The organism is Variovorax sp. V93 (assembly GCF_041154485.1).
In the GTDB taxonomy this organism is placed as follows: Bacteria; Pseudomonadota; Gammaproteobacteria; order Burkholderiales; family Burkholderiaceae_C; genus Variovorax; species Variovorax beijingensis_A.
Window position 1 is genome coordinate 3,762,333 of sequence record NZ_AP028669.1, and the last position, 15,230, is coordinate 3,777,562.

At 69.0% G+C, this 15,230-nt stretch carries 18 protein-coding genes; 7 read left to right on the plus strand and 11 right to left on the minus strand.

From position 1 onward, the window contains the following. The first annotated feature begins 22 nt into the window (after positions 1-22). On the plus strand, positions 23-226 hold the full coding sequence (locus tag ACAM54_RS17815; RefSeq protein ID WP_145746153.1) for a hypothetical protein: 204 nt from the start codon (positions 23-25) through the stop codon (positions 224-226). 34 nt (positions 227-260) lie between these two features. On the opposite strand, the gene ACAM54_RS17820 is transcribed toward ACAM54_RS17815, so the two are convergent. Together ACAM54_RS17820 and ACAM54_RS17825 are read right to left on the minus strand one after the other, a co-directional pair. Continuing rightward, positions 261-1,169: a DUF808 domain-containing protein gene (locus ACAM54_RS17820; RefSeq protein ID WP_192323601.1), complete on the minus strand. Its 909-nt coding sequence runs from the start codon at positions 1,167-1,169 to the stop codon at positions 261-263. Between the two features lie 100 nt (positions 1,170-1,269). Continuing rightward, positions 1,270-1,788: a GNAT family N-acetyltransferase gene (locus ACAM54_RS17825; RefSeq protein WP_307697643.1), complete on the minus strand. Its 519-nt coding sequence runs from the start codon at positions 1,786-1,788 to the stop codon at positions 1,270-1,272. Positions 1,789-1,881: 93 nt separating this feature from the next. On the opposite strand from ACAM54_RS17825, the gene ACAM54_RS17830 reads away from it, so the two are divergent. From ACAM54_RS17830 to ACAM54_RS17840, 3 genes are read left to right on the plus strand one after another with little or no spacing between them, the layout of a single operon-like run. Further along, positions 1,882-2,031 (plus strand): hypothetical protein, encoded by a 150-nt coding sequence (locus ACAM54_RS17830; RefSeq protein WP_015866429.1) that lies wholly within the window; start codon positions 1,882-1,884, stop codon positions 2,029-2,031. Next, positions 2,028-2,336 (plus strand): VF530 family protein, encoded by a 309-nt coding sequence (locus ACAM54_RS17835; RefSeq protein WP_309932708.1) that lies wholly within the window; start codon positions 2,028-2,030, stop codon positions 2,334-2,336. The genes ACAM54_RS17830 and ACAM54_RS17835 overlap by 4 nt, the downstream gene beginning before the upstream one ends. After that, the gene (locus ACAM54_RS17840; RefSeq protein WP_145746149.1) at positions 2,333-2,614 is read left to right on the plus strand and encodes a 2Fe-2S iron-sulfur cluster-binding protein; all 282 of its coding nucleotides are present in this window, start codon (positions 2,333-2,335) and stop codon (positions 2,612-2,614) included. Before ACAM54_RS17835 ends, ACAM54_RS17840 begins: the two co-directional genes overlap by 4 nt. An 18-nt stretch (positions 2,615-2,632) precedes the next feature. On the opposite strand, the gene ACAM54_RS17845 is transcribed toward ACAM54_RS17840, so the two are convergent. Next, on the minus strand, positions 2,633-3,826 hold the full coding sequence (locus ACAM54_RS17845; protein ID WP_369650997.1) for an MFS transporter: 1,194 nt from the start codon (positions 3,824-3,826) through the stop codon (positions 2,633-2,635). Positions 3,827-3,999: 173 nt separating this feature from the next. Between ACAM54_RS17845 and ACAM54_RS17850 the strand changes: the two genes are divergently transcribed. After that, complete coding sequence (locus tag ACAM54_RS17850) at positions 4,000-4,680, plus strand: RluA family pseudouridine synthase (protein WP_369648435.1); 681 nt, start codon at positions 4,000-4,002, stop codon at positions 4,678-4,680. Here the strand turns inward: ACAM54_RS17850 and ACAM54_RS17855 are convergent. The 5 genes from ACAM54_RS17855 to egtB form a co-directional block, all read right to left on the minus strand. Next, positions 4,664-5,107 carry a universal stress protein gene (locus ACAM54_RS17855; protein ID WP_015866434.1) on the minus strand — a complete coding sequence of 148 codons (444 nt, stop codon included), beginning with the start codon at positions 5,105-5,107 and terminating at the stop codon, positions 4,664-4,666. The two genes, ACAM54_RS17850 and ACAM54_RS17855, sit on opposite strands and share 17 nt — an antisense overlap. A gap of 107 nt (positions 5,108-5,214) precedes the next feature. Then, positions 5,215-5,967: a 2OG-Fe dioxygenase family protein gene (locus ACAM54_RS17860; protein WP_369648436.1), complete on the minus strand. Its 753-nt coding sequence runs from the start codon at positions 5,965-5,967 to the stop codon at positions 5,215-5,217. Further along, positions 5,964-6,248, minus strand: a complete 285-nt coding sequence (locus ACAM54_RS17865; RefSeq protein WP_145746146.1) for a DUF427 domain-containing protein — start codon at positions 6,246-6,248, stop codon at positions 5,964-5,966. Before ACAM54_RS17865 ends, ACAM54_RS17860 begins: the two co-directional genes overlap by 4 nt. 166 nt (positions 6,249-6,414) lie before the next feature. Further along, complete coding sequence (egtD, locus tag ACAM54_RS17870) at positions 6,415-7,428, minus strand: L-histidine N(alpha)-methyltransferase (protein WP_369648437.1); 1,014 nt, start codon at positions 7,426-7,428, stop codon at positions 6,415-6,417. Between the two features lie 3 nt (positions 7,429-7,431). Next, the gene (gene egtB, locus ACAM54_RS17875) at positions 7,432-8,688 is read right to left on the minus strand and encodes an ergothioneine biosynthesis protein EgtB (RefSeq protein WP_369648438.1); all 1,257 of its coding nucleotides are present in this window, start codon (positions 8,686-8,688) and stop codon (positions 7,432-7,434) included. A gap of 177 nt (positions 8,689-8,865) precedes the next feature. On the opposite strand from egtB, the gene ACAM54_RS17880 reads away from it, so the two are divergent. Then, entirely contained in the window at positions 8,866-10,212 is a 1,347-nt protein-coding gene (locus tag ACAM54_RS17880; protein ID WP_369648439.1) for an NAD(P)/FAD-dependent oxidoreductase, read from the plus strand. Positions 10,213-10,257: 45 nt separating this feature from the next. On the opposite strand, the gene ACAM54_RS17885 is transcribed toward ACAM54_RS17880, so the two are convergent. The 3 genes from ACAM54_RS17885 to ACAM54_RS17895 all read right to left on the minus strand — a co-directional run bounded on the left by ACAM54_RS17885 (position 10,258) and on the right by ACAM54_RS17895 (position 14,555). Then, on the minus strand, positions 10,258-12,183 hold the full coding sequence (locus ACAM54_RS17885; RefSeq protein ID WP_369648440.1) for a PhoX family phosphatase: 1,926 nt from the start codon (positions 12,181-12,183) through the stop codon (positions 10,258-10,260). A 77-nt stretch (positions 12,184-12,260) separates the two neighbouring features. After that, on the minus strand, positions 12,261-12,788 hold the full coding sequence (locus ACAM54_RS17890; RefSeq protein ID WP_307697640.1) for a thermonuclease family protein: 528 nt from the start codon (positions 12,786-12,788) through the stop codon (positions 12,261-12,263). Positions 12,789-12,863: 75 nt separating this feature from the next. After that, the gene (locus tag ACAM54_RS17895) at positions 12,864-14,555 is read right to left on the minus strand and encodes a long-chain fatty acid--CoA ligase (RefSeq protein WP_369648441.1); all 1,692 of its coding nucleotides are present in this window, start codon (positions 14,553-14,555) and stop codon (positions 12,864-12,866) included. 228 nt (positions 14,556-14,783) lie between these two features. Between ACAM54_RS17895 and ACAM54_RS17900 the strand changes: the two genes are divergently transcribed. Then, a complete protein-coding gene (locus ACAM54_RS17900; RefSeq protein WP_028256202.1) occupies positions 14,784-15,224 on the plus strand; it encodes an OsmC family protein in 441 nt (146 codons plus the stop codon). Positions 15,225-15,230 lie beyond the last annotated feature (6 nt).

Here is a 15,230-nt window from a genome sequence, read left to right on the forward strand (position 1 = left end):
ACCATTCCCAAGCGAAGAAGCCATGGCGCAACCCAAACGACAACTCCGCACGCTCGAGCGCGGCATTCTCTGCCTCGTGATCGGCGCCGCCGTCCTGCTGGCGCCGCGCTTCCTGCAGGGCACGCGCTGGTTCGAGATGGTGGCCGGTGCGTACCTGGTCGGCTGGTTCGCGCTGGTGCTGGGCGTGGCGCTGGTGGCGGTCGGGCTGTTCCAGCGCGGCAAATAGAGCGGCAACGGGCCGGCCCTGCAGCCGGCGGGGCTCAGCCCTTCTTGCCGCGCAGCTTGCCGGCGAGTTCCACGCACGCCAGCACGATGGCGCCCGCCACGATGCCGATGCCCGCATTCACCCCCATCGACCCGAGCGCGCCGAACACGCCGCCGGTGGCCTTGGCCCAGTCTTCCACGGCATGGCCGAGGGCCGGCACGCCGTGCACCAGGATGCCGCCGCCCACCAGGAACATGGCCGCGGTGCCGGCCACCGACAGCGCCTTCATGAGCCAGGGCGCGGCCGCGAGAATGCCGCGGCCCAGGGCCTGCGCGGCCTTGCCCGCCTGCCGGCTCAGGTAGAGGCCCGCGTCGTCGAGCTTCACGATGCCGGCCACCAGGCCGTAGACGCCGATGGTCATGACCAGCGCAATGCCCGCGAGCACGGTGAACTGCGTGACAAAGGACTGGCCCTGCACGGTGCCCAGCGTGATGGCGATGATCTCGGCCGACAGAATGAAGTCGGTGCGCACCGCGCCCTTGATCTTGTCCTTCTCGGCCGCCACCACGTCGACGGCCTCGTCGGCCACCGCGCGCTCGTGGCGCGCGGTGTCGGCCTCGTGCTCCTGCTTGTGCAGGAACTTGTGGGCGAGCTTCTCGAAACCCTCGAAGCAAAGAAAGGCACCGCCCACCATCAGCAGCGGCGTGACCAGCCAGGGCAGCCAGGTGCCGATGGCCAACGCCGCGGGCACCAGGATGAGCTTGTTGACGAACGAGCCCTTGCACACCGCCCAGACCACCGGCAGCTCGCGGTCGGCCTTGACGCCCGAGACCTGCTGCGCATTGAGCGCAAGGTCGTCGCCGAGCACGCCGGCCGTCTTCTTGGCGGCCACCTTGGTGAGGACCGAGACGTCGTCCAGGACGGTGGCGATGTCGTCGAGCAGCAGAAGCAGGCTGGTGGCCATGGCAAGGGTCGGTGTGGGGAAAAAAGAAGCGGCGAGCTTAGCCGCAACCGCGGCGCGCGCCGGCAATACCCGTACGCGGGCGGCCGTCGGGCGTCAGGCTTCAGGCGACGCTGCGCTTGAGGCGGATCTCTTCGACCCGCACGGTGCCCAGCGCGGTGGTCTTGGCGGTCTTCATTTCGCGCTTGAAGCCGGCGAGTTCGAAGAAGCGCATGGCGCGGTCGTTGCGGATGGGCACCCAGGCCGTGACCGTGGTGCAGCCTTCTTCCTCGAGGCCTTCGCGCGCGGCGTCCCAGAGGGCGACGCCGATGCCCTGGCCCCAATGCTCGGGCTTGACGTACAGGGCCCAGATCTCGCCCGTGGTGGACGGTGTCTTGGGGTCGCGCGAGCGGTCGAAGCCGACAAAGCCGACGATTTCTCCGGCCTGCACCGCCACCTGCACCTGCGGCTCGCTGAACTCGATGGCTTCGCGCCATTTGGCTTCGCGCGAGGCGGGAGCCAGCACGCGCAGCTCTTCTTCGGGCAGGATGCCTTCGTAGGCAGCCTTGGCGGCCAGGGCATGGACTTCGGCGACGGCCTTGGCGTCGCGCATGGTGGCGGGGCGAACTTCGTGATCTGACATGGATGCGGGGAAATCAAAAGGAACTGCGTATTGTCGCCGCACCGCTAAACTGCCCGCTACTACGCCGCATACGCAGCATCAAAAGGAGTCGATATGGCCAAGGGTCAACAGCGCGCAAACAAGGAAGCCAAGAAACCGAAGAAGGACACTTCGCCGCCCAAGCCGGTGGGCACCGGCGGCATCGAACCCGTGCGCACGATCACCACGGCGGTGATCCCGCGCGGCAAGCTCAAGAACAAGTGACCGACGAGGCCCCCGCCGGGCCGGCCTCGGCGCCCGCCAAGCCGGCCCAGCCCCGCAATCCGCTGCACGGGCTCACGCTCGAGGCCATCGTCACGGCGCTGGCCGATCACTACGGCTGGGAGCGGCTCGGCGAACTCGTTCCGATCCGCTGCTTCGCCATCGACCCGAGCGTGGGCTCCAGCCTCAAGTTCCTGCGCAAGACGCCATGGGCGCGCGAGAAGGTCGAAAGCCTCTATCTCTTCATGCTGCGCGAACAGCGCCGCGAGCAGCAGCAGCAGCAGCAACCACAGCCTCCGCAGCGATGAGGGTCCGGCTCGAACCGTCGGGCCTCGGCTTCGACGCCGAGGCCGGCACCACGCTGCTGAAATCGGCCGAGGCGGCCGGCATCGAGATGCCGAGCTCCTGCCGCAACGGCACCTGCCGCACCTGCATCTGCCAGCTGGTGTCGGGCTCCATCCGCCACATCATCGAATGGCCCGGCCTGAGCGCCGAGGAAAAGGCCGAGGGCTGGATCCTGCCCTGCGTGGCCGAGGCGCAGAGCGACCTCACGATCGATGCGCCCCTGGCGTTTTCGGTCTTCTGACCGCCGCGGCGCTGCGCTCTACTTGGCCGCCGCGGGCATCGCGACCACCAGCCGGTCCCGCTGCGCCAGCGAGGGGAACAGCTTGAACCAGCCCAGCGCCACCATCATGGTTCCGACGCCGCCCACCACCACCGAGCCCACCGGGCCGAGCAGCGCCGCCGTGGCGCCCGACTCGAATTCGCCCAGCTGGTTGCTCGCGCCGATGAAGATCGAATTGACCGCGCTCACCCGCCCGCGCATCGCATCGGGCGTCTCGAGCTGGACCAGGGTCTGGCGGATCACCACGTTGACCATGTCGGCCCCGCCGGACACGGCCAGCGCAACCAGGGAAACGATGAAGCTGCGCGAAATGCCGAACACCACCATGCAGAGCCCGAAGAGCCCGACGGCCATCAGCAGCGTGCGGCCAATGTTGCGCTCGATGGGCCGGCGCGTGAGCGCGATCGACATCACCAGCGCGCCCACCGCCGGCGCTCCGCGCAGCAGGCCGAGCCCCCAAGGCCCCGTGTGCAGGATGTCCTTGGCGTAGATCGGCAGCAGCGCCACCGCGCCGCCCAGCAGCACCGCGAAGAGATCGAGCGAGACGGCACCGAGCACCGGCTTGCGCTTCCAGATGAAATCGACGCCCGCGAACACCGTGGCCAGCGTGACCGGCTCGCGCGCGGCCGGCGTGTAGGCATAGCGCAGCCGCAACACCAGCGCGCAGGCCACCGCGAAGCACAGCACGCTGGCGCCATACACCACCGCCATGCCGGCCACGAACAGCAGGCCGCCGAGCGCCGGCCCGCCGATGATCGCGCCCTGCATGCCGGCCGAACTGAAAGCCATGGCGCGCGGCAGCATGGCGGGCGGCACCAGCAATGGCGTCAGCGCCTGCTGCGCCGGCATCTGGAAGGCCCGCACCGCGCCCAGCACCAGCGACAGCCCCAGCAGCAGGCCGCGCGTGTCGAAGCGCTGCACCACCGCGAGCAGCAGCACCAGCGCCACCAGCCCCTGCACCGCAAAACAGGCCGCCACGATGCGGCCGCGATGGTGGCGGTCGACCACATGGCCGGCCAGCAGCGCGAGCAGCAAGGCAGGCACGAACTGGTAGAGGCCCACGAGCCCGAGGTCCCAGGCGCTGCCGGTGAGCTCGTACATGTGCCAGCCGATGGCCACCAGCAGCATTTGCGAGGCCGCCGTGCCGAACAGCCGCGCCACCCACATCTGCATGAACGCGCGCTCGCGCCGGAGTTCGGTGAAGCCCGGGGAAACGGGAGCGGGAACGGGGGAGGCAGGGCCGGACATCTGCTCGAGGATAGCCGAGGCTTCATGAGCTTCGCATGAGCGCAGCGCCAAGGTGCAGCAGTGAACGCGGGCTCTGCTCCCTACACTCCCGTCTACCTATGCCGGACATCGACCTCATCCACGAAGACGCCCACCTGCTGGTTCTGAACAAGCCCGCCGGCCTGCTCTGCGTGCCCGGGCGCGGCGAAGACAAGCAGGACTGCCTGAGCGCGCGCGCCATGCGGCGCTGGCCCGACGCGCTGGTCGTGCACCGGCTCGACATGGCGACCAGCGGCCTGGTGCTGATGGCGCGCGGCGCCGCCATGCAGCGGGCGCTCGGTGACGCCTTTGCCGAGCGCCGCGTGCACAAGCGCTACGAGGCCATCGTGGACGGCGCGCTGCCGGTGCAGGAGGAATGGTCGGTCATCGATGCGCCGCTGATGGCCGACTGGCCCAACCGTCCACTGCAGAAGGTGGACCCGGCCGGCAAGCCCAGCCTCACGCGCTGGCGTGCGCTGTCTTCGTCTTCAGCGCCGGATGGAAAGACCGAGGCCACGCACCTGCTGCTGGAGCCGCTCACGGGGCGCTCGCATCAATTGCGCGTGCACCTGCTGTCGATCGGCCATCCGATCCTGGGGGATGCGCTCTACGGCGACGCCGATGTCCGGGCGCGTGCACCGCGCCTGCTGTTGCACGCCAGCGAACTGGGTTTCGTGCACCCCGTCACGCAGCAGGCCCTTTGCCTGCGGAGTCCGCCGGACTTCTTCTTCGGCGTCTCTTTTTTTACAGCCCGCCCTTGACCACGAGCACCGGCATCGGCGCGTCCTGCAGCACGCGCTGCGTGACGCTGCCCAGCAGCAGCTTCTCGATGCCGCTGCGCCCGTGCGAGCCCATCACGATCAGGTCAGCCGCGATGGCGATGGCGGTGTCGACGATGCCTTCGTGCACCACGTGGCCGTCGATCACGCGCTGGTCGCTGTGCAGGCCTTCGGCGGCGAGCGCCGCCACGCCGCGCGCGAGCGCCGCATTCGCGCTCGCGGTGGCCGCGGCCAGGTATTCGTTCTGGCCCAGCGCGTAGTCCGCACCCACGCCGATGAAGGGATAGTTGTCGATCACGTGGATCAACGTGATGCGGCTTCCGAACGCCAGCGCCAGGCCGCTGGCCTTGCTGACCGCGAGCATGGAAGTTTCGGAGCCGTCGATCGGAACCAGGATGTGATTGAACATGGCGGACCTCACTTTTTCGTTCGCGGACAGGCGCGGCTCGCAACCGGGCCGGGCCCCGAATTTAACCTCTGCGCCGGGCGATGGCTGTAGGACTCAAGCCAGCGGGATCAATCCCCCTGGAAACCTCCGGCGCGGCAGGTGACGACCAGCGTGTCGCGCCAGCCTGCGCCGCCCTCCTCGAGCGGCTGGATCGGCGTGGACTCGTGGATCACGCGCGCGTCGTCGAGCAGGAGCAGCGTCCAGGGCTCGGTCATGGTGAAGCGCTCGCCGCGGCGGCCGCTGGCTTCGAACACGCGCGTTTCGCCGCCCTTGATGCCGCTGCGCCCGACCAGTGCCACCGCCACCAGGTCGACGCCATCGCGGTGCGCGCCTTCGGGCGTGGGCCGTCCGATGCCGCCCGCGGTGTCGATGCGGAACTGGTGCGCCTCGACGAACCAGGGCTGCGCCGCCGCTGCGCCGCGCATGCCGCTCGCGGCTTCGCCCAGGCGCTGCAGCAGACGCTGCCAGGCCGGCTGCGCCACGGTGGCTTCATGCATGGGCGCGAACCAGCGCTGCATGCCGCCATGCAGCGCGTTGTATTCGACCGGCTGCCAGTGCGCGCGGTGCGGCGCCTGCGCGATCGAATCTCCTTCGACCGTGAAGCAGGCGTGGCGCCGCGTGCGATAGCGCCCGCCGTCCTTCAGGTATTCATCCGGCGGGAGATCGTTCCAGTCGGCATGCAGCGCCTCGAGCTGCGCAAGCGGCACGCCCAGCCAGTCGCTCACGCCTTGCGGGCTCAACACGGCATAGCCTTGCTCGCGCAGCGCGGCCTGCAGCTCGGCAGGCTGGACGAAGGGTGGAGCGAATGCGGCCGTGGTCACGACGCGGTGACCTTCACGTCCTTCCAGAACGCCACGCGATCGCGGATTTCCTCGGCTTCGGGCTTCGGGTCGGCGTAGTACCAGGCGGCGTCGGTGTGGAGCTCGCCATTGACCAGCAGCGAGTAGTAGCTGGCCGTGCCCTTCCAGGCGCAGGTGGTCTTGTGGTTGCTGAAGGTCACATGGTCGCGATTGAGCGAGCTCATCGGGAAATAGTGGTTGCCTTCGACGAGCACGGTGTCGTCGCTTTCGGCGATGGTGACGCCGTTCCAGGTTGCTTTCATGGTCTTTGCACTCCAACGGGGGTGGCGGGGGGGCGCACTTGGCGGGTGCGGGGCCGCGCGGGGAAGGGGTATTGTGCCCGTTGCGTTTGGCAGACGATTCCGGCCTGGGTTATGCCGTTTGAGGTTCGGGGCCGGGACTCGCCCCGGCGGGCGACCTCAAAACAAATCAAGCCCCAAGCCAATGCACGCTGAAGAGCCTCTCCGGATCCGTCCACACCGCCCCCGGCCGGAACCCCGCCTTCACCGCCAAAGCCCGCAGCCCTTCCACGGTGAACTTGTGCGAGTACTCGGTGTGGATGGTCTCCCCTTCCTCGAACGCAAAGCGCTCGCCGTTCAGCGAGACGATCTGGTCCCGCCGGCTCACCAGGTGCATCTCGATGCGCTGCTTCGGCGCGTTATAGAACGCCGCGTGCGCAAAGCCGTCGAGGTCGAAATTCGCATCGAGCTCGGTATTGGCGCGCCGCAACAAATTGAGGTTGAACGCGGCGGTCACGCCCTGCGCATCGTTGTAGGCCGCATGCAGGCGGCCCGGGTCCTTCACCAGGTCGACGCCGATCAGCAGCCCGCCGCCGCGCAGCATGCGCGCCGCGAGCTGCAGGAAGGCCAGCGCCTCGTCGGGCTCGAAATTCCCGATCGTCGAGCCGGGGAAAAAGCCCACCCGCTTGCCCGCACCCGCGAGCGGCGCGGGCAGCACCAGCGGCATGGTGTAGTCCGCCGCAATCGGCTGCACCGCCAGCTCCGGATAGTCGGCCTTGAGCCGCTCGGCCGCGGCCGCCAGGTGCTCGCCCGAGATGTCGATCGGCAGGTAGCGCCGGGGCGCCTCGAGCGCATCGAGCAACAGCCGCACCTTGGTGAGCGAGCCGGCGCCGAACTCGACGATCTCGGCGCCCGGCCCCACCTGCGCGGCGATCTCGCCCGCGCATTCGCCGAGGATGCGCAGCTCGGTGCGGGTGGGGTAGTACTCGGGCAGTTCGCAAATGCGGTCGAACAGCTGCGACCCCGCGGCGTCATAAAAATACTTGGGCGAAATGCTGCGCGGCCTGCGCGCAAGGCCCGCCCGCATCTCGCGGCCGAACTCGGAGAGCGCCGCACTTTCCGGGGCGGCGGGTGCGACAGGCTGGCGCTGCTGCTGTTGGGCGGCGGCAAACGAAAAGGAGGACGAGGAGCTTGGATTGCGCATGATTCAGATGTCTTTCGCGAGCCGCAGCCCCGAGAACTGCCAGCGCGCCGCCGGCGGAAAGAAATTGCGGTAGCTGGGCCGCGTGTGCCCGGCCGGCGTGGCGACGCTGCCGCCACGCAGCACCAGCTGGCCCACCATGAACTTGCCGTTGTATTCGGCCGCGATGCCGGGCATGGGCCTGAATCCGGGATACGGGTCGTAGGAGGAGCGCGTCCACTGCCAGACGTGGCCCGTCATTTGCGAGATGCCAGGCGCATCGAAGGCCGCTTCCCATTCGAATTCGGTCGGCAGGCGCGCACCGGCCCATTCGGCATAGGCGGCGGCCTCGTAGAAGCTCAGCTGCGACACGGGCGCATCGGCCTCCATCGGCCGCACGCCATGCGGGCCGAACACCTGCCATCCGCCCTGCGACTGCTGGGCTTGCAGCCGGGGATCGTCGGCTGCAAGCCAATAGGCCGGATGGCGCCAGCCCTGCGCCTGCACCGCCGCCCAGCCGTCGGAGAGCCAGAGCTCGGGGCGCTGGTAGCCGCCGTCGGCAATGAACTGCGCATAGTCGCCGCAGCTCACCAGCCGGTCGGCAATGGCATGGGGCTGCAGCAGGGCCGCGTGGCGCGGCGTTTCATTGTCGAAGGCAAAGCCCTGCTGCGGACCCTCATGGCCCACCTGCACCAGGCCGCCGGGCTGCGGCAGCCAGCGCATGGCCGGCGGCACGGCAGCCAGCCGCAGCGCGGGCCCTGCCGCGGGCCGGTAGGCGGGCAACAGCGGATTGCATGACAAGGCATGCAGGATGTCGGTGAGCAGCAGCTCCTGGTGCTGCTGTTCGTGATGCAGCCCGAGCGTGACGATGGGCTCGATGGCCGCCCAGTCGCGCTCGCCGGCGCCGGCGTCGAGCAGCGCGAGCACCGCCTCGTCGACATGGGTGCGATAGGCATGCACCTCGTCCACGGAAGGGCGCGTGAGCAGCCCCCGCTGCGGGCGCGGATGGCGCGGGCCGAGCGCTTCGTAGTACGAGTTGAAGAGGTAATGGAACCGCTCGTCGAAAGGCCCGTAGCCCGCCGCATGCGGCTGGAGCAGGACGGTCTCGAAGAACCAGGTCGTGTGCGCGAGATGCCATTTGGTCGGGCTCGCGTCGGGCATCGACTGGATGCACTGGTCTTCGGCGGAGAGCGGCGCGGCGAGTGCCAGGCTGGCGGCGCGCACTTCGCGGAACTTGCCGCGCAGCGCGCTTGCCGCCTGGGTGATCGGCCGGGAAAGCGTCATGGTGTCTCCAGTCGGGTCAACCGCAATTTGTAGCCGATGGCCGTTGCAGCAGCGCGTAGGACAAGTTCGCGCCCTTGAAGCGCGGCGTCACGCCGCGCCGCAATGCAGGCATCGGTGGGGGAGCCACTTTGGCACAAGATCGGCCGGCGTGCAGGGCGGCTGCGTATCATCTGTTCGATGCAAACGACCAACGCCTCCGCCCGCCCCCATGTCGTCATCGTCGGCTGCGGATTCGGTGGACTCGAAGCCGCGCGCCGGCTCGAAAGCGCCGACGTGGACGTGACGGTGATCGAGAAGACCAACCACCACCTGTTCCAGCCCCTGCTCTACCAGGTGGCGACCGCCGGCCTGGCCGCGCCGTCGATCGCGGCGCCGGTGCGCGCCCTGTTCCGCCAGCAGCCGCGCATCACCACGCTGCTCGGCGAAGTGAGTGCCATCGATCCGGCCGCGCGCGCGGTCCGGCTGGCCAACGGCAGCCTGGTGAGCTACGACCACCTGGTCGTCGCGGCCGGCGCCACGCACAGCTATTTCGGCCATGACGAATGGGCGCCCGTCGCGCCCGGCCTGAAGACGCTGGCCGACGCCTTCGAGATCCGCCGCCGCGTGCTGATGTCGTTCGAGGCGGCCGAAACCGCAACCGACCCGGAGCGCCGCCGCGCCCTGCTCACCTTCGCGGTGATCGGCGCCGGCCCGACGGGGGTCGAAATGGCAGGCACGCTGGCCGAGATTGCCAAGCACACGCTCGCCGGCGAGTTCCGCCACATCGACCCCGGGAGCGCGCAGGTGCTGCTGATCGAAGGCGGACCGCGCGTGCTGCAGGCCATGCCCGAGAACCTCAGCCAGAAGGCGCTCGACCAACTGGAAAAACTCGGCGTCGAAGTGCGGCTCAATGCGCGCGTGACCGCCATCGACGCCGGCGGGCTCGAAGTGCAGTCCGGCGGTGGCGCCGACGGCGCACCCGCCACCGGCTACCGCATCGACACCAGCTGCGTGGTGTGGGCGGCAGGCGTCGCAGCTTCGCCGCTGGGGCGCATGCTGGGCGAGGCGACCGGCGCCGAATGCGACCGCGCCGGCCGCGTCAAGGTCGAGCCCGACCTGAGCCTGCCGGGCCATCCCGAGATCAGCGTGGTGGGCGACCTGGCCGCGGCCCTGAGCTACGCGCCCGGTAAGCCGCCCAAACCGGTGCCCGGCGTGTCGCCCGGCGCCAAGCAGATGGGCCGCGCGGCGGCCGCCAACATTCTTCGCCGCATCGCGGGCGAGCCGACGGTGCCTTTCCGCTACCGGGACTACGGCAACCTGGCCACCATCGGCCGCAACTCGGCGGTGGTGGACCTGGAAACGCCCCTCGGCCCGCTGCGCTTCAGCGGCCGGCTCGCATGGCTGTTCTGGCTGTTCGCGCATGCGTACTTCCTGATCGGATTCCGCAACCGCATCGTGGTGATGATGGACTGGGCCAGCGCCTACTGGAGCTTCCAGCGCAATGCGCGCGTGGTGGCGGACGTGCAGGGCAGGAGCGAGTCCTAGCGGCGCGCCCGAAGGCCCCTTCGGAGCGCCCTGCCCCTTCCCGCGTCAGGTTCCGACCACGCCGCCATCGTTCTTCGTGATGGCGACCGTTGCCGAGCGCGGGCGCCCGGCGCCGTCCGGCCACTTCGACACGGCGAGCGGACGTTCCGGGTCGCTGCGCTCGTTGGCCGGCTCACCCGGATGCTGGATGTTGATGAAGAGCGTGCGCAGATCGGGCGTGGCCGTGAGGCCTGTGATCTCGCAGCCGGCCGGCCCGAGCAGGAAGCGGCGGATTTCGCCCTTCGTCGGGTCGCAGGCCAGCATCTGGTTGTTCGGCAGGTTGGCGTATTCGCCCTTGCCGAGCGTGGAGGTCGAGACGTCGGTCTCGATCCACAGCACGCCGCGTGCATCGACCATCAGGCCGTCGGGGCTGCCGAAGGCGTCGCCCTTGATGTTGCCCTGCGCTTCGTAGCGCGGCTGCTTCGGATCGCCCGCAAGCACGAGATGGTTCCAGGCGAACTTCGTCGCATCGAGGTCGCCGCTTTCCTTCCAGCGGATGATCTGGCCCATCGTGTTGTTGGAGCGCGGATTGGCCGCGTCCATGAAGGGCTGGCCCGGCGCACCGCGGTTGCTGTTGTTGGTGAGGGTGCAATAGACCTCCTTCGTCAGCGGATCGACGGTGGTCCATTCGGGACGGTCCATCCTGGTGGCGCCCAGCAGGTCGCTGGCCTGGCGCGCCTTGATGAGCACGTCGCCCTGGGTCGCGAAGCCCTTGTCGGCGACGAGCCCGTTCCTGCCCTGCACCAGCGGCAGCCACTCGCCGGTGCCGTCCACGTCGAAGCGGGCGACGTACAGCGTGCCGTGGTCGAGCAGGTCGCGGTTGGCGGCCGCGCCGCCGGGCTGCACCCTGTCGCGGCTCACGAACTTGTAGATGTATTCGAAGCGCGAGTCCTCGCCCATGTAGATGACCGCGCGGCCGTCGTTGGTGAGCGCGGTGGCGGCGCCTTCGTGCGCGGCGCGGCCGAGCGCGGTGCGCTTGCGCGGCGTCGAGGCCGGGTCCTGCGGATCGATCTCGACCACCCAGCCGTAGCGGTTGGATTCGTTCGGGTGCTTCGCCACGTCGAAGCGCGCGTCGTGCTCGTGCCAGCGGTACTTGGCGCCGTTGCCCTTCTTGATGCCCCAGCGCTTCTGGTGCGCGTCGGGCGTGTCGATGCCTTCGAAGTAATCCGCGAAATTTTCTTCGCAGGTCAGGTAGGTGCCCCATGGCGTCTGGCCGTTCGAGCAGTTGTTGTAGGTGCCGAGCACCTGCGTGCCCGTGGGGTCGGCCGCGGTGCGCAGCATGGGGTGGCCGGCGGCGGGGCCGGTGAGCGTCATCGGCGTGAGCGCGGTGATGCGGCGCGCGAAGCGCGACGGCAGCACCTGCGTCCACTTCGTGCCTTCGCGCTGCAGCTCGATCACCGAGACGCCATGCGCGTTCATCGACTTGCGCACCTTCTCGGCCGTCCAGGTCTTCATGCCGTCCGGATGCAGCAGGCCGTCGTCGACATATTCGTGGTTCAGCACCAGCAGGCCGCGGTTCGATCCGCCCTGCGGAAAGAAGGCCATGCCGTCGTGATGCATGCCGGCCTGCAGGGCCTGTTCGTCCGCGGTGTTGGAGCCATCGGTCTTGAATGCGGGCATCTGGCCAGCGATGCCGGTGGCGTCGCCCCAGCGGTAGAGCACCTGCGCGCTGTAGCCCTCGGGCACGACGACGCGGTCGACGGCGGCCATGGGCACGCTCTTGAAGCCGATGGCCCGGCCCAGCGTGCTCACCGAAGGGCCGGTGCTGGCGCAGCCGGCCAGCGTGCCGGCCGCCAGGGGACCGAAAAGGCCCGCCACGGCCGCCGCCAGGCCGCCGCGCACGAACACGCGGCGCTGCGGGTCGGAAACTTCGTGGATGGTGGGATTGGCGGAGGGATTGGAGTCCTCCATTTGCTCGAAATCTTTGGCCATCTTCTTGTCGTCATGGGTTGCGAGAACCCATGATGGTCTCGCGCCCGCATGAATCCGCCATGACAGCGGCCGGGGGCTCAGAAAAAGGCGTCGCTCCAGTGGTGCTCGCGCCGCTCGCGCCGCCAGTCCCAGGGCGGCGTCGGCTTCGAATCGGCCCACAGCCCCAGGCCTTGCGCACGCGCGGCGTCCTGCAGCTTGAAGAGCCCGCCGCCGCGCCTGGTCGCGATGCCGTCGTAGTCGTAGACCCAGGCCCAGCCGCCGGACACCATGCGGGTTGCGGCGTCCTCGCCGTTGCAAGCCACGTCGGCCACGGTGCGCCCGTAGCGGTCGGTGTCGCGCGGCGTGATCTGCGCCTCTACGGCGTGGCAGAGCCGGCTCAGCGCCTGCCGGCTGCGCTGGCCATAGGGCTGCCTGCTTTCGGGCGCATCGATCGCGGCGATGCGCACCTTGATCTGCTCATAGGAGCCGGCACGCCCGCAGCGCGCGGTGAGCGTGTCGCCGTCGCTGATGCCGACCACCAGGCAACTGCGGGGCTCGGCGCGAGCCAGCAGCGGCAGAGAGACGAATGCAAAAAGAAGAAGAGAAAAAACCGGGCGAAAGCGCATGCAGGCAGGAACGGAACGCACAGGGTGCAAGGAGCGTCGATTCTCGGCGCGAAGTGCCCGCCCCGCCCGGCTGAATCATTTGTTTTCGTCTTCCTGCAGCAGCCGCCACATCACCTTGCCGCTGCCGCTCTTGGGCAGCGCGTCGACGAACTGCACCTTGCGCGGGATCTTGTAGACCGCCATGTTCTCGCGGCACCAGTCGATGATCTGCTGCTCGGTGGTGTCCTTGTGCGTGGCGCGCAGCACCACCACGGCCTTGACCGATTCGCCGCGGTAGTCGTCCCGGGTGGAAATGACGCAGGCCTCCTGGATGGCGGGATGGCGGAACATCAGCAGCTCGACCTCGGCCGGCCAGACCTTGAAGCCGCTCGCGTTGATCATGCGCTTCAGGCGGTCGGTCATGAAGAAGTAGCCGTCCTCGTCCATGCGACCCATGTCGCCCGAACGGAAGAAGCGCTTGCCCTCGAACTCGACGAAAGCCGCCTGGGTGGCGTCGGGGCGCTTCCAGTAGCCCTGAAACACCTCGGGGCCATGGATGATGATCTCGCCCGATTCGCCAATGGGCATTTCGGCCAGTGTGTCGGGGTCGACCACGCGCGCATCGGTGCTCATGAACGGAATGCCCAGGCACTGCTGCTTGGGGTGGTCCGAGGGGTTGGTGTGCGAAGGCGCGGCGGTTTCGGTGAGGCCGTAGCCCTCCTGGTACTTGAGGCCGTACTGCTCGAAGAGGCGCTGCGCCACGGCCTGCGGCATGGCCGCGCCGCCGCCGCCGATGTGCGTGATGCTCGACAGGTCGTAGCTCGCGAAGTTGGGGCTGGCCATGAGGTCGATCACCATGGTGGGGATGTTGGTCCAGCTCGTGACCTTCCAGCGCGAGATGAGCCGGCCCGCCACCTCGCGGTCCCAGCGCGGCATGATGACCAGCGTGGCCGCCGCGAGGATGGAGGTGTGCATCATGCTCACCACGCCCGTGATGTGGAACATGGGCACCACCGCCAGCACCACCGCTTCCGAGGTGGCCTGGCCCCAGAGCTGGCTGGCCACCGCGTTGTGCATGAGGCTCGAATGGTGGTGCACGCAGCCCTTGGGCAGGCCGGTGGTGCCGCTGGTGTAGGGCAGCAGCGCCATGTCGTTGGCGCCCACCACGTGCTCGGGCGCGGCATGCCCCGCGGCCAGCGCATCGGTCCAGGCCATGGCCTTGCCGCCCGCCAGTTCGGGCAGCGGATGGCGCGTGGCGAGCCACTCCTTCCAGGCCGGCGCCGGGGCGTCGTCGCCGCTCGCATCGGCGTCGAAGGCGTCGGTGAACTGGGTCACGATCATGTGGGCCAGCTGCTGCGCCGGCGGCAGCGCGTTGCTGGCCTTGGCAAGTTCGCCGGCCAGGTCGCCGGTGGTGATGGCCACCTTCGCGTCGGGGTCGACGATGTAGTGCTTGAGCTCCTCGGCCCGGTTCATCGGGTTGACCGGCACCACCACCGCATTGGCGCGCAGGATCGCGAAATGCGCGATCACGAGCTGCGGGCAGTTCTGCATGTCCAGCACCACGCGGTCGCCGCGCTTCACGCCCAGCGCATGCAGCGTGCCGGCCAGGCGCTCGACCTGGACCGCGAAATCGCGATAGCTCAGCACCCGGCCGAAGAAGACCAGCGCGGCCTTGTCCGGATAGCGCGCCGCCGAGGTTGCGAGGTTGTGCCACAGCGAGGTGGCGGGAACGGTGATCGAATGCGGCAGGCGCTTGGGCCAGAACTTGTAGTGCGGGCGTGGTTGCATGGTCAAGGCAGGCGGGAGAAGGAGAGAGAGGGAAGGAAGACAGGCCGCAGCCTAAGCCGAGCCGCGCGCCGCTCCCATCGGGGAAGCCCCCGGGAGCGTCACCTTGGCGACGCCTGCCCGCCATCGCGCAATCTTCATCGCACGCGCCCTGCGACTACAGACAAGCGCGGCGTTCCGCGCGATACCTGCGTCTCCCACCACCCGTCACCCGAATGAAGGAGAGTTTTCATGGCAGCAGACAAGCACGCAAGCGTTCACTGGGAAGGCGCCGGCAAGACCGGCAAGGGCCAGGTCAGTACCGAGACCGGCGCCCTCAAGGACTACCCCTACGGCTTCGCCAGCCGCTTCGAGGACGACAAGCGCGGCACCAACCCCGAGGAGATCGTCGGCGCGGCCCATGCGGCCTGTCTGACGATGGCCTTTGCCTTCGCGCTGGAGAAGGAGGGCTTCACCGCCACCCGCATCGACACCAAGGCCGCGGTGCGGCTGGCCAAGGACGGCGAGGGCTTCAAGATCGACCGCATCGCGCTCGAGCTCGACGCCGCCGTGCCCAACCTGGAAGAGGCGAAGTTCCAGCAGATCGCGGCCGCCGCCAAGGCCGGCTGCCCGCTGTCGAAGGCGCTGGCCAGCGTGCCGGAAATCACGCTGAAGGCCACGCTCGCGGGCTGAGCCGCT